Here is a 12,588-nt window from a genome sequence, read left to right as displayed (position 1 = left end):
CGGGACTGCCTGGACAGTCGAACAGCTAGAACTGATGGCCGAGGCCTGCGGGAACGCTCCCCGCGGGCCTCTGTCGTTCATGCACCGCCGATGCATGACTTTGCGTCATGAAAGCACCGGTTGGCGGAATTCCGATCTTTCACGAGAAGGTAATGTTCGTGCAAAGTAAGGGAAGCTGCGGTGTTGCATCATCGGAGCTGACGACGTGTGGGCGCCGTTTGGGCACTGACAACCGCACCGCACGCGGCAGTTCGGACGACCGCACCACCGTAAAGACCGCACGACGTGAAGACCACACGACGTGAAGACCGCACCACCGTAAAGACCGCACCACCGTGAAGACCGCACGACCGTAAAGACCGCACCACCGAAAGACCGAAAGACCGCACGACGGAAAGGGCGAGTCGTGAAAATCCGACCGGACCGCGAGTCCACCGTCAGACCCGGAACGCCCGCCCTCTGACCGGTCTTTCCGGCCGATCCACGCCGGCCGGCCGTAGGCCACTCTCGACTGCCGCGATCCGGCAGAGATGACGCCCGTACGGCTGCCCGCACGGCCCCCACCCCCCACTGACCCGACCACACCGCGCCCCGGCGAGCCCGGGGGCGCAGGAGGCAGGCCATCATGAAGTCACTCATCGACCACGCCCGTACCTTCTCCGTCCAGGTGGCCGAGCGCCACGAGGAGTTCCGCGAACTCGCTGCCGGTCAGCGACCGGAAGCGCTCTTCATCACCTGCTCGGACTCCCGAGTCATCCCGTCCCTCATCACCGGGGCACGCCCCGGTGAGCTGTTCGAACTGCGTACGGCGGGCAATATCGTCCCGCGGTACGACGCGGAGCGGCCCAGCGGCGAGGCCGCCACCATCGAGTACGCGCTCCGTGTGCTCGGCGTCCGCGACATCGTCGTCTGCGGTCACTCCCACTGCGGGGCCGTGGGCGCGCTCGTACGCGGCGACGACCTCTCCGCCGTGCCCACCGTCCGCGGCTGGCTCGACCTCGGGGTCCCCGCGCTGCCGTCCTCCCGCGGCCTCGCGCACGCGGTACGCCACCACGCCGCGGCCCAGCTCGAAACCCTCCGCGGCTATCCCGCCGTATGGGAGCGCCACAACGAAGGGCGGCTCTCCCTGCACGCCTGGTACTACGAAGTGGACACCGGCGCGATCAGTGTCCACCGGCCCGACCTGGGCGGGGAGTTCAGACCGCTGTGACAGCGGTCCCGGCCACCTCACTCCCCATCACGTCCGCTCGTGCGCGCGGACCGCACCCCTAGGAACACCCTCATGTTCTCCCTGTTGAAGGACCAACGTGTCCTCAGGCGCGACATACTCGCGTCCCTCGTCGTCTTCCTCGTCGCGCTGCCCCTCTGTGTGGGGGTGGCGGTCGCCTCCGGCGTGCCCGCCGAACTCGGTCTGGTCACCGGCATCGTGGGCGGACTCGTCGTGGGCTTCCTGCCCGGCAGCTCACTCCAGGTCAGCGGCCCCGCGGCCGGGCTGACCGTGCTCGTATACGAAGCCGTCGACGAGTTCGGCATCGGCGCGCTCGGTGCCATCGTCCTCGTGTCCGGACTGCTTCAGCTCATGCTCGGGGCCCTCGGTTTCGGCCGCTGGTTCCGGGCCATCTCGGTCGCCGTGGTCCAGGGGATGCTGGCCGGCATCGGCCTCGTGCTGATCCTGGGCCAGGTGTACGCCATGGCCGACACCGCCCAGCCCTCCGGCGGACTCGGCAAGGTGGCCGGGCTGCCCGGACTGGTCGGTGAGATCTTCACGAACGGTACGGCGCTGACCGCGTTCCTCGTCGGGGCCGGCACCGTCGCCGTACTGGTCGTCTGGCCCAGAATGCCCGACCGGGTCCGGGTGGTCCCGGGCCCGCTCGCGGCGGTCGCCCTGGCCACCGGGACGACCCTGCTCTTCGACCTGCCCCTGGCCAAGGTCGAGGTGAAGGGCCTGCTGGAGTCCATACGCCCGCCCGGCTTCGACGACTTCGGGCAGCTCGTGGGCGTGGCCGCGCTCGGCACCGTGCTCGCCTTCACCCTGATCGCCTCGGCGGAGAGTCTGTTCAGCGCCGCCGCGGTCGACCGTATGCACGACGGACCGCGTACGGACTACAACAAGGAACTGATGGCGCAGGGCGTGGGCAACACGGTCTGCGGGGCGCTCGGCGCGCTGCCGATGACCGCGGTCATCGTGCGCAGCGCCGCCAATGTCCAGGCGGGGGCGCGGACCCCGCTCTCCCGGATCCTGCACGGCCTGTGGCTGCTGCTGTTCGCCGCGCTGCTGCCGGCGGCGATCGGGGTCATCCCGCTCGCGGCGCTCGCGGGCGTCCTGGTGCACGCCGGGTGCAAACTGGTCCCGGTGCGGGATCTGCTGCCGCTGTACCGGGACCACCGGGGCGAGGCGGTGATCCTCGCGATCACGGCGGTGGCGATCCTGGTCACGAACCTCTTCGAGGGCGTGCTCCTCGGGCTGCTGCTCGCGGTGGTCAAGACCGCGTGGGAGATCTCCCATCTCCATCTCGACATCCGTGAACTGACGGGTGGCCGGCTGGTGGTGTCGATCACCGGGAACGCGACCTTCCTCCGGCTGCCCAGGACGCTGGAGCAGCTGGAGTCGCTGCCGAAGGACCGTCCGATCGAACTGGATCTGTCCGGACTGCGCCATGTCGACCACGCGTGCCGGATCGCCCTGGAGAACTGGGCGCTGCGGCACAACGACGCGGAGACGGAACCGGTGAGAATGCACCCGCCGAACGTGACCTGACCTCCGCCGCACACCGGCGCCGGGCGGTGGGGACCACCGCCCGGCGCCACACGCTCCAGCCCGGCGCCACACTCCCAGACCCAGCAGGTCAGTCGGAGCTGGACAGCGCCCTGGAGAGATCCAGCGAGGCCGCCATCCTGACCGTCACATCCTCCGCGTACACCGCGTCGGGACGCTCGAACGCGGACCTGCTCGCCCCCCGCAGAAACGTCACCACCCCCAGCGACCGGCCCCGGCTGCGCAGCACCGTGCACAGCGCGTGCACCGAGTCCGGCGGCCACTGGCGCGAGGTCGCCCAGGTCGGCGAGGGCGCGGAGCCCGAGGGTGCGCTCGCGCGCACCGAGCCCGCGCGGTCCATCGCCTGGAGCGCCGGATGCCCGCCCCCGTACCGCACCGGTATGCCACCGGTGCTCACCTGCGTACTGGGCCCCGAGCCCCCGCCGGACGGCGTCGCCGCCACCCGCACCAGCCGTACGGGAGTCTCCGGGACCGAGGAGAACGAACCCGCCCTCGGCTCCCCCGCCACCAGATCGATCAGCGCGTGATCGGCGAAGCCCGCCAGCGCGAAGTCCAGATAGACCGTGGCCGCCTCCATCGGGTCCTCGCACTCGACGGCCGCGCGCCCGGCCCGGTGGAGCTGACTGGAGCGGAACCGCAGCCGGTCCGCCTCCTGCGTGGCCAGCTTCGCCTCCGTCGCGTCCTGGAACATCCATCCCACGCCCAGCGGCACCGGCTCCTCCGCCAGCGGCGACGCCAGCCGCAGAAAGCCGCTGCGCCAGCAGCGCCGCCGGTCGCCCTCGGGCGTACGGACCGTGACCCACAGCTCGGCGGGCGACTTCGGCGCCCCTTCGGCGAGCACATGGTGGAGCGCGGCCTCCAGCTCCTCGACGCCCTGGACGACCACCTCGCCGAGCGGGCGTCCCAGCACGGCCGTACGCCCGGAACCGAGCGCGCGCGCCGCGTAGCTGTTGACGACGGTGGGGCGCAGATCGACATCGACCAGGACGACTCCCCACGACGCGTCGTCGAAGAGCGCCTCGCTGAGCGCGATGGACCGCTCCAGATCGATCTGCTCATGGACCTCGCTGAACGCGCTGTACACCCCGGCGGGCTTGCCGTCGGCGCCGCGCATCCCGGCCGACTGCGTACGGATCAGTACCCGGCCGCCGTCCTTGCGCAGCAGCGCGAACTCGTCGACCTGCCGTCCCGGGGCCTCCATCACGGCCATCAGCCGTGCCTGCACCTCGTCGGCGTCGGCCGTGCGCACCGCCCACCCGGCGAACCCCCGCCGCCCGACGGCCTCCTCGGCGGACCAGCCGAGTATGCGCTCCGCCTCGCGGTTCCAGTGCGTGATCACGCCCTGGGCGTCGAAAGCGCACAGGGCGGCGTCCATCCCGTCGAGCAGGGCCGCGAGCAGGTCCGGCCCCGCCTCGTCCCGCTCACCCCCGGCCACCGCCGAGGCCCGCGCCGCCGTACCGGGCTCCGGCTCGTCCGGTCCTCGCGCGTCGGTGGTCTCACTCCGAGAAGCACTCATCCTGGCACCCCCTGCAGGGCGTCTCCGCCTGTGCTGACGCACGTCTCGACATTGAACTTCAACGTGACCCAGCACACACAAGGTTCCCCGAAATCGTGACTTTGAACAATTCTCCGCCCCGTACGTCATTGCCGCACCACCGGGCACACCAGGCACAGGCGGGGGGGGTGAGAGCCGGGCGCGCCGGGCGCGTCAATATCTCCGTAATTCACTTGTGGGCCGCCGGACGGGTTCCTAATGTGTGGTGCACACGAGAAGGGAGGTGGTTCGGCAGATGTATGAAATCCGGACGCGTGAGGTGACTGCGGGCTAGCGCCCGTTCGTCGCACTCTGTGCGGTGCCGGCTCCGCCGGCCGAAATCCCAAGCAGTCACCGACCCGCGGGCTCGCCGGTACGTCCGGCCGGCTCCTCCTCGGAGGAACCAGAGTCCGCGGGTTACTGCGTTTCTACGGGTAGAGACGCTCCGTACACCAACTACTTGCCCCGGTCTCCGTGGACGCGGCTTCCGTCGCCTTCTCGCGGAAGTAGCGCAGGCGGTCGTGGAGCCGGTTCTCGTGGCCCTGCCAGAACTCGACCGTCTCCGGGGTGACGCGGAAGCCGCCCCAGAGCGGCGGGACCGGGACCTGTTCGGCGTCCGGGTAGCGCGCCGCCAGGGTCTCGTAGCGGTCGAGCAGGGTCTCACGGGAGTCGACCGGCGCGGACTGGTCGCTCGCCCAGGCACCGAGCTGGGAGCCGTGGGGACGGGTGCGGAAGTACGCGGCCGTCTCGTCGCGGCCGATACGCGCCGCCGTGCCGGTCACGATGATCTGGCGGGCCAGCGGATGCCAGGGGAAGAGCAGCGAGACATACGGGTTCGCCTCGATCTCACGGCCCTTGCGCGAGGAGTAGTTGGTGAAGAAGACAAAACCGCGGTCGTCGTACGCCTTCATCAGCACCGTGCGGGACGAGGGGCGGCCGTCGGGCGTCGCCGTCGAGACCACCATCGCGTTCGGCTCGTACAGATCGCAGGCCGCCGCCGCCCTGAACCAGCGGTCGAACTGTTCCATCGGGGCGGGCGCGAGGTCCGCCTCCAGCAGCGGCGTCCCGCGGTACCGCTCGCGCATCGCGGCGGGATCCGGGCTCTCGTCGGGCACGGGCGGATTCTCGTCAGGCACGGGACCATCCTGCCGTAGGGCCGAGCTTGCCCGGCACTGAGTGCCGCCAATCCTCGGCGGACGAAGTCTGGCAGTGTGCCGGTTATCACGCTTCCCCGCATCAGCGGAACTCGCCAAAATCCTAGGGTGGGCCTCTGTGGCCTTCGTACACCGGAGGCTATTGTTCCTGGCCTCCCGGACCGCTGCCGTACGGAGGCATCCACCCGGGGTGACCATCCGTCGCACACATCATGAGGAGCCGCCTGATGTCCGACATCGATCCCTCCTTCGTACCAGGCCTGGAAGGCGTAGTCGCGTTCGAGACGGAGATCGCCGAACCGGACAAGGAAGGCGGTTCGCTCCGCTACCGGGGCGTCGACATCGAGGACCTGGTCGGGCAGGTCTCCTTCGGCAATGTGTGGGGGCTGCTGGTCGACGGCGCGTTCGACCCCGGGCTGCCGCCCGCCGAGCCCTTCCCGATCCCGGTCCACTCGGGTGACATCCGGGTGGACGTGCAGTCCGCGCTGGCGATGCTCGCGCCCGTGTGGGGGCTGAAGCCGCTGCTCGACATCGACGAGCGCACGGCCCGTGACGATCTGGCGCGCGCCGCCGTGATGGCGCTCTCGTACGTCGCCCAGTCGGCCCGTGGCCAGGGGCTGCCGATGGTGCCGCAGCGGGAGATCGACAAGGCGCGGACGGTCGTCGAGCGCTTTATGATCCGCTGGCGCGGGGAGCCGGACCCCCGGCATGTGCGGGCGGTCGACGCGTACTGGACCTCGGCCGCCGAGCACGGCATGAACGCGTCGACGTTCACGGCCCGGGTCATCGCGTCCACCGGCGCGGATGTGGCGGCTGCCCTGTCCGGCGCGGTCGGCGCGATGTCGGGCCCGCTGCACGGCGGCGCGCCCTCCCGCGTCCTCGGCATGATCGAGGAGATCGAGCGTACGGGCGACGCGACCGCGTATGTGAAGCGCGCCCTGGACCAGGGCGAGCGGCTGATGGGCTTCGGCCACCGGGTCTACCGGGCCGAGGACCCGAGGGCGCGGGTGCTGCGGCGTACGGCGCGGGAGCTGGCCGCGCCGCGGTTCGAGGTGGCCGAGGCGCTGGAGAAGGCCGCTCTGGACGAGCTGCACGCGCGCAGGCCCGACCGGGTGCTGGCGACGAACGTCGAGTTCTGGGCGGCGATCGTGCTGGACTTCGCGGAGGTCCCGGCGCACATGTTCACGTCGATGTTCACCTGTGCCCGTACGGCCGGCTGGTCGGCACACATCCTGGAGCAGAAGCGGACGGGCCGTCTGGTGCGTCCGTCGGCGCGCTATGTCGGTCCGGGGACCCGGGACCCGCGCGAGATCGAGGGTTTCGAGGGCCTCGGCGGCTGATCCCTTCTCTTCACTCTCCTCGCTCTCTTCCGCGCCGCGCGCCCCCGGGACGGGCCGCGCGGCGCGGCTGTTCCGCCGGGCCCCGCACCGCCCCCAGCCCAGCCGTTCCACCGCGCGGGTCAGCCGTGCTCCGGCAGTACGGCGTCCAGGATCCGCGACCACTGCGCGACCACCCGCTCTCGCCGCCGTCTGTCGTCCGTCAGCAGCGTCGCCAGGCCCAGTCCGCGCGCCATGTCCAGCAGCCCCTGCACGGTCTCCCGTACTCCCGGTACGGATTCGTCCGCGCCGAGCAGTTCCACCGCCGTCCGGTGGGCCTCGCGGCCGATACGGGCCTCCAGCTCGGTGACCCGGGGCCGCAGCTGCTCCTCGTCGGAGGCGGAGGAGGCGGAGGCGGAGGAGGCGGCGGAGGCGGCGGAGGCGGCCACCCACAGATGCAGCGCGGCACGGAAGAGCGGTCCCGTGTAGAGGGCCACGATCCCCGCCACCGCCTCGTGCCGGTGCCCGGGTCCCGCCGGGACCAGCGCGCGCAGCGCGGAGGACCGTTCCTCCGCCACATACTCGACGGCCGCGGTGAACAGATCCTCCCGGGTCGGGAAGTAGTGCTGGGCCGCGCCGCGCGAGACCCCGGCCCGCTCGGCGACGACCGAGACCGTGGAGCCCGCCCAGCCGTACTCGGCCAGACAGGCCACCGCGGCCTCCAGCAGCCGCCGCCTCGTGGCGCGGCCACGGTCCTGCTTGGGCGCGGCTACCGCACCCACGCGGCGTCCCGCCGTTCCATGAACGCCGTGATCCCCTCGCGCGCCTCCGCCGTCACGAAGAGCGAGGCCGAGCGCTGGACGAGATCCTCGGCGTACCGGTCGAAGGCGTCCAGCACACCGACGGTGAGCAGTCTCTTGGACTCCGCGAGCCCCTGCGGCGAGGCCCTGCGCAGTCCGTCGAGTACGGGCGCGAGCGCCGCGTCCGCGTCCTCCGCCGCCTCGGTGATCAGCCCCGCGTCCGCCGCGCGCACCGCGTCGAAGCGCTCACCGGTGAGGTAGTAGCGGGCCGCCGCGCGCGGTTCGATCCGGGGCAGCAGCGGCAGCGAGATCACGGCGGGCGCCACCCCGATCCGTACCTCCGTGAACGCGAAGTCGGACGTACGGTCCGCGATCGCGATGTCGCAGGCCCCGAGGAGGCCGAGTCCGCCGGCCCGCACATGGCCGCTGACGCGCGCCACGACCGGCTTGGGCAGTTCGATGATCTGCCGCATCAGGGCGATGAACGTGTACGGGTTGGCCGGTTCCTTGAGGTCGGCGCCCGAGCTGAAGGTGGTGCCGGTGTGCGTGAGCACCACGGCCCGTACGGAGGGGTCCTCGGCGCAGCCCGTGAGGGAGTCCCCCAGCGCGCGCACGAGCCGTGCCGACAGGGCGTTGCGGTTCGCCGGTGAGTCCAGGGTCAGGGTGGTGATGCCCCGCTCGTGCGCGGTCGTGACCAGCCTCGCGTGGTCCGTCACATGGTCTCGGTCCGTCACATGGTCTCCCTCTCACGGGGGTACGCCTCGCGCTCCCGTGCTGCGTGGTCTTCGCGGTCCCTCAGTTCGCGCCTGAGGATCTTGCCGGAGGCGGCCCGGGGGACGCTTCCGATGAACTCGACCCGGCGGACCTTCTTGTACGGGGCGACGCGCTCGGCGACATAGGCCATCACATCGTCCTCGGTGAGCGCTTCCGCACCGGGCCGACGGACAATGTATGCCTTCGGGATCTCGTTGCCGTCCGGGTCGTGGACCCCGGTCACCGCCGCGTCCGCGACCGCCTCGTGGGTGAGCAGGAGGGCCTCCAGTTCGGCCGGGGCGACCTGGAAACCCTTGTACTTGATGAGTTCCTTGACCCGGTCGACGATGAAGAGCCAGCCGTCACCGTCGGTCCTGCCGACATCGCCGGTGTGCACCCACCCGTCGGCGTCGATCATCTCGGCGGTGGCCTCGGGCCGCCCGAGATAGCCCTTCATCACCTGCGGGCCCCGGATGAGGATCTCGCCCTCGGTGCCGGGGGCGGTGTCCTTGTCCGGGTCGTCCAGGGCGACGATGCGCATCTCGGTGCTGGGCAGGAGTTTGCCGACGGCGCCGGGCGGCGGTCCGGTGGCGGTGAGCGGTACGACATGGGTGCCGGGCGACAGTTCCGTCATGCCGTACGCCTGCCGTACGGGCGGCAGCCTCAGCCGGGCCGAACAGGCGGCGGCGAGCCGCGCGTCCAGCGGGGCGGCTGCGCTCAGTACGTAGTCGAGCGAGGAGAGGTCGTACCGTGCGACGGCCGGGTGCTTGGCCAGCGCGAGCACGATGGGCGGGGCCACGTAGAGCCCGTTGATGCGGTGTTTCTCGATGGCCTTGAGGAACTGGTCGAGGTCGAAGCGCGGCAGCACGACGACCGTCGCGCCATGGCGCAGCGGCGCGTTCATCAGGGCGGTGAGCCCGTAGATGTGGAAGAACGGCAGGACGGCGAGGATACGGTCGCCCCGCTTCATCGGCACGGCCGGTTCGAGCTGCGCGAGATTGGTGGCGATCGAACGGTGCGTGAGCATCACGCCCTTGGGGACACCGGTGGTGCCCGAGGAGTACGGCAGGGCCGCGATGTCCTCGCCGGGGTCGATCGTCACGGCGGGCTCGGGGGCGGTCGAGCGTGCCATGTCGAGGACGGAGCGGTGTCCCACGGCCCGGTCGCAGACGAAGATCTCCTCTATGCCGCCGACGAGTTCGGCGGAGCGCCGTGCCACGTCGAGCAGCGCGGAGACGGTGACGATCCAGCGGGCGGCGGAGTCGCGGAGCTGGGTGGCCAGCTCCTCCGCCGTGGCGAGGGGGTGCGCGGTGGTGACGGAGGCGCCGGCGCGGGTGGCCGCGTAGAAGACGGCCGGGTAGGCGACGGTGTTCGGGCTGTGCAGGGCCAGCACATCGCCCTTGCGCACCCCGGCGTCGGTGAAGGCGGCGGCGATACGGCGGTGGAAGACGTCGAGCTGGGCGTAGGTCAGGCTGGTCACGGCCGAGCCGACCGCCCCGGCCGCCCCGACCGCCCCGGCCGAGCCGTACGTACCCCCGGCACCGGCCGTCCCTCCCATCCCAGCTGTCCCTCCCGTCCCAACCGTTCCGTCGATGATCGCGACGGTGTCACCGAACTCGGCGGCGCGGCCGAGCACGGCCTCATGGATGGGCAGATCGACGGCCGGTACATCCTCGTACTCGCTGCGGAACACCATGGGGCGACCCCTTCGACGCGGCAGTGGCGAGCAGGCGTTGGGACAGCAAGAATCGCGTGTGCCGGTGGGTTTGGGGAGACCCGGGGAGCGATGGGCCGGATCACGCGCTTCTTCACCCGGGTCGGCTCGGGCCGGCTCGGGCTACGAGGGGGCGGCCCGCGCTTCCGCCCGCTTCAGATACGCCGCGTGCTCGGCCTCCAGGTCGACCACGGTGAACTCCTGGAACTCCATGATCAATTGAGACGCCAGCACCCACCCGATCCGCGCGCTCTCGAACGCCACCCCGTCCGCGTCGTACACCACCGGAAACGGCCCGTCCGGCCGGTACAGCGCCCCATGCACCCCCGCCGGAACGAACGTCCGCACCCGCAGCGCCACATACACCTCACGCAAATGCGGACACGCCCCCACCGACATCACCGCACACGGCACACACACCGGCGGATGCGTAGTGACATAACCCGGCTCCCACAGTTCCGGACCGTCCGGATCCTCCCCCACCAGCCACAGCGTCCCTTCAGACGTACGATCCGACGGGCCACCGCACACCTGGCACAACCTCTTGCGCATCGCCCGCCGCTGCCGCAGGAAGTGCACCTTCCCGAACTCCGGCCGCCCCTTCCCCGGACTGATCCCGATCCGCTTCCACAGGACACCCATGTCATCGCGCTCGTAGAGCCCCTCGTCCGCATACGCGATACCGCCGCCCCTCACAACCACCACACCCGGCGGACGGTGTTCCGACGACCAGCACGCGATGTACGGCACGACATCCGGGCGCGGAATGGCCCCGAGCGGAGGCCTGCCCACCGGCCCAGTCATGAGCGGCCCCCCTCGCCCATACCCTCGCCCATACCCTCGCCCTTGCCCCTGCCCTCACCGGGCCGTGCCCGAGGCACCGACAAGGAAGCCCACACCACCTTCCCCGGACCGCACCGATCGGCCACCCCCCACTCGTCCGCCAGCGCCTCCACCAGCAGCAGCCCGCGCCCGTCCGACGCCTCCGCATCCGGCGTACGCGGCTGCGGACGCTCCGGCGAAGCGTCGTGCACCTCGATCCGCAGAGCACCCGAACTGCGGAAGTACCGCGTCTCGATGGTCTGCTCCGGCGTCACCCTCGCGTGCCGCCCGGCATTGCTCAGCAGCTCGGACAGAATCAGAGTCGCCGAGTCCTCCAGAACCGACAGCCCCCACTCCGCCAGCGCCTTACGCAACTCCAGCCGCGCCAGCGCCACACACCTCGGGTGACTGCTCCACCGCAGAACAACAGTGCTACTGGTTGGGTTCGACGTGGATTTCCTGTTCCCGTACATGTCACACGGCCTCCATCTGCGCTTTTCGCTCCGGGCCAACTGGTCCGCGTCGCCGCAGGACTTGGGGGAGCGCGCTTCCGGGCACGGTTCGACTCCCCTCTGTAGCGAAACGACTACCGGGAGCACTCAGAGTGGCGTAGAGTAAGGAAGCATTCAACGTGTCAGAAATGGCAGGAAAGTTGGTGGCAGGTTGGTAAACCGGAAGGAACTCAACCCCGACAGCAGTCCGCAGGCGGCCTACGGAGCACAACTGCGCAGCTTCAGGGAGGGAAGGGGCTGGAAGCAGGAAGACCTGTCCGCCCAGATGGAATATTCCAGTACGCATATCTCCGCCGTGGAAACTGGCCGGAAGATGCCAACGTTGCGGTTCGCGCGCAGTGCTGACCGGGCGTTGGGTACGGGTGACCTGTTCGAGCGCAAGTGCCGTGAGATCAAGCATGGCGCCTTGCTCGAAGGCTTCTCGGAGTACGTGGGATACGAGGGCCGGGCGGTCGAGATCCGGCTGTACGAGATCGGGATCATTCCGGGTCTGCTCCAGACTCCGGAGTACGCGCGGGTGCTTGCCGACAGCGCCGTACAGCGAGGCGCCATCACGCCCGAGCAGGCCGACGAACGCGTCTCATATCTGGCGGAACGGCAGCAAGCGTTGGAGCGGTCCCGCCCCCCGATGATGTTCGTCGTCATGGACGAAAGCTGTATCCGGCGGCCCATCGGCGGCCGTACGGTCATGGAGCCGCAGCTTGAGAGGCTGGCCAAGTTCGCGGCCAACGCGAACACAGTGCTCCAGGTGGCGCCGTTCGAGATGGGCGAGCGCCGTTCGTTCGACCTCCCGGTCAATTTGCTGACGCTGTCCGACCGATCCGTGGCCGCCTACGCCGAGTCTCAAACTCAGGGACACCTGGACCGGGATACGGCTTCCGTAGTGCCCCTGCTGACGGCCTACCATCAGCTACAGGCCGAAGCGCTCTCCCAGGCGGCTTCCGTGGCCATGATCGAGCAGGTACGAAAGGGCATCCCGTGACGACCGAGTCCCCCCGCTGGTTCACGTCCTCCTACAGCAACAACGGCGGTAACTGTGTTGAGGTGGCCGCCAACCTCGCCACCTCGCGCGGCGTGGTCCCCGTCCGCGACTCCAAGAACCCGAACGGTCCGGTCCTGGACATCACCGCCAACGCGTTCACCTCATTTGTAGAGGCCGCCAAGACAGGCGAGTTCACCCGCACCCTAAGCGCGTGAAAGGGCACCC

12 protein-coding genes are annotated in these 12,588 nt (G+C 70.3%); 5 read left to right on the top strand and 7 right to left on the bottom strand.

Features of this window, described 5'->3' with window-relative positions:
• Positions 1-625 precede the first annotated feature (625 nt).
• Together OG214_RS23085 and OG214_RS23080 are read left to right on the top strand one after the other, a co-directional pair.
• On the top strand, positions 626-1,210 hold the full coding sequence (locus OG214_RS23085) for a carbonic anhydrase (protein WP_363079247.1): 585 nt from the start codon (positions 626-628) through the stop codon (positions 1,208-1,210).
• A gap of 72 nt (positions 1,211-1,282) precedes the next feature.
• The gene (locus tag OG214_RS23080; RefSeq protein ID WP_405985806.1) at positions 1,283-2,758 is read left to right on the top strand and encodes a SulP family inorganic anion transporter; all 1,476 of its coding nucleotides are present in this window, start codon (positions 1,283-1,285) and stop codon (positions 2,756-2,758) included.
• Between the two features lie 88 nt (positions 2,759-2,846).
• On the opposite strand, the gene OG214_RS23075 is transcribed toward OG214_RS23080, so the two are convergent.
• Positions 2,847-4,292, bottom strand: a complete 1,446-nt coding sequence (locus OG214_RS23075) for a PAS domain-containing protein (protein WP_363079249.1) — start codon at positions 4,290-4,292, stop codon at positions 2,847-2,849.
• Between the two features lie 446 nt (positions 4,293-4,738).
• Positions 4,739-5,395 carry a pyridoxamine 5'-phosphate oxidase gene (pdxH, locus tag OG214_RS23070; protein WP_363079291.1) on the bottom strand — a complete coding sequence of 219 codons (657 nt, stop codon included), beginning with the start codon at positions 5,393-5,395 and terminating at the stop codon, positions 4,739-4,741.
• Positions 5,396-5,691: 296 nt separating this feature from the next.
• On the opposite strand from pdxH, the gene OG214_RS23065 reads away from it, so the two are divergent.
• Complete coding sequence (locus tag OG214_RS23065) at positions 5,692-6,804, top strand: citrate synthase 2 (RefSeq protein ID WP_363079250.1); 1,113 nt, start codon at positions 5,692-5,694, stop codon at positions 6,802-6,804.
• 119 nt (positions 6,805-6,923) lie between these two features.
• Here OG214_RS23065 and OG214_RS23060 read toward each other — a convergent pair whose 3' ends face one another.
• The 5 genes from OG214_RS23060 to OG214_RS23040 all read right to left on the bottom strand — a co-directional run bounded on the left by OG214_RS23060 (position 6,924) and on the right by OG214_RS23040 (position 11,342).
• Positions 6,924-7,562 (bottom strand): TetR/AcrR family transcriptional regulator, encoded by a 639-nt coding sequence (locus OG214_RS23060; RefSeq protein ID WP_405985805.1) that lies wholly within the window; start codon positions 7,560-7,562, stop codon positions 6,924-6,926.
• Positions 7,550-8,314, bottom strand: a complete 765-nt coding sequence (locus OG214_RS23055) for an enoyl-CoA hydratase family protein (protein ID WP_383037269.1) — start codon at positions 8,312-8,314, stop codon at positions 7,550-7,552. Before OG214_RS23055 ends, OG214_RS23060 begins: the two co-directional genes overlap by 13 nt.
• Entirely contained in the window at positions 8,311-10,029 is a 1,719-nt protein-coding gene (locus tag OG214_RS23050; protein ID WP_405985804.1) for a 4-coumarate--CoA ligase family protein, read from the bottom strand. The genes OG214_RS23055 and OG214_RS23050 overlap by 4 nt, the downstream gene beginning before the upstream one ends.
• A 141-nt stretch (positions 10,030-10,170) precedes the next feature.
• The gene (locus OG214_RS23045) at positions 10,171-10,851 is read right to left on the bottom strand and encodes a hypothetical protein (RefSeq protein WP_363079254.1); all 681 of its coding nucleotides are present in this window, start codon (positions 10,849-10,851) and stop codon (positions 10,171-10,173) included.
• Positions 10,848-11,342 carry an ATP-binding protein gene (locus OG214_RS23040; RefSeq protein ID WP_405985803.1) on the bottom strand — a complete coding sequence of 165 codons (495 nt, stop codon included), beginning with the start codon at positions 11,340-11,342 and terminating at the stop codon, positions 10,848-10,850. The genes OG214_RS23045 and OG214_RS23040 overlap by 4 nt, the downstream gene beginning before the upstream one ends.
• 190 nt (positions 11,343-11,532) lie before the next feature.
• On the opposite strand from OG214_RS23040, the gene OG214_RS23035 reads away from it, so the two are divergent.
• Together OG214_RS23035 and OG214_RS23030 are read left to right on the top strand one after the other, a co-directional pair.
• A complete protein-coding gene (locus tag OG214_RS23035; protein ID WP_363079256.1) occupies positions 11,533-12,363 on the top strand; it encodes a helix-turn-helix transcriptional regulator in 831 nt (276 codons plus the stop codon).
• Positions 12,360-12,578 carry a DUF397 domain-containing protein gene (locus tag OG214_RS23030; RefSeq protein WP_363079257.1) on the top strand — a complete coding sequence of 73 codons (219 nt, stop codon included), beginning with the start codon at positions 12,360-12,362 and terminating at the stop codon, positions 12,576-12,578. The genes OG214_RS23035 and OG214_RS23030 overlap by 4 nt, the downstream gene beginning before the upstream one ends.
• The last annotated feature ends 10 nt before the right edge of the window (positions 12,579-12,588 follow it).

Origin of the sequence: Streptomyces sp. NBC_00872 (assembly GCF_045161915.1) — a bacterium.
Taxonomy (GTDB): Bacteria; Actinomycetota; Actinomycetes; order Streptomycetales; family Streptomycetaceae; genus Streptomyces.
The sequence above is the reverse complement of the archived record's forward strand: the minus strand, read 5'-3'. Positions and strand labels throughout refer to the sequence as shown.

Bases quoted from the DNA above. Each gene is read 5' to 3' on its own strand.
- OG214_RS23085 (WP_363079247.1), top strand. From the start codon at position 626: ATGAAGTCACTCATCGACCACGCCCGTACCTTCTCCGTCCAGGTGGCC.
- OG214_RS23065 (WP_363079250.1), top strand. From the start codon at position 5,692: ATGTCCGACATCGATCCCTCCTTCGTACCAGGCCTGGAAGGCGTAGTC.
- OG214_RS23075 (WP_363079249.1), bottom strand. From the start codon at position 4,292: ATGAGTGCTTCTCGGAGTGAGACCACCGACGCGCGAGGACCGGACGAG.
- pdxH (WP_363079291.1), bottom strand. From the start codon at position 5,395: ATGCGCGAGCGGTACCGCGGGACGCCGCTGCTGGAGGCGGACCTCGCG.
- OG214_RS23045 (WP_363079254.1), bottom strand. From the start codon at position 10,851: ATGACTGGGCCGGTGGGCAGGCCTCCGCTCGGGGCCATTCCGCGCCCG.
- OG214_RS23050 (WP_405985804.1), bottom strand. From the start codon at position 10,029: ATGGTGTTCCGCAGCGAGTACGAGGATGTACCGGCCGTCGATCTGCCC.
- OG214_RS23040 (WP_405985803.1), bottom strand. From the start codon at position 11,342: ATGTACGGGAACAGGAAATCCACGTCGAACCCAACCAGTAGCACTGTT.
- OG214_RS23080 (WP_405985806.1), top strand. From the start codon at position 1,283: ATGTTCTCCCTGTTGAAGGACCAACGTGTCCTCAGGCGCGACATACTC.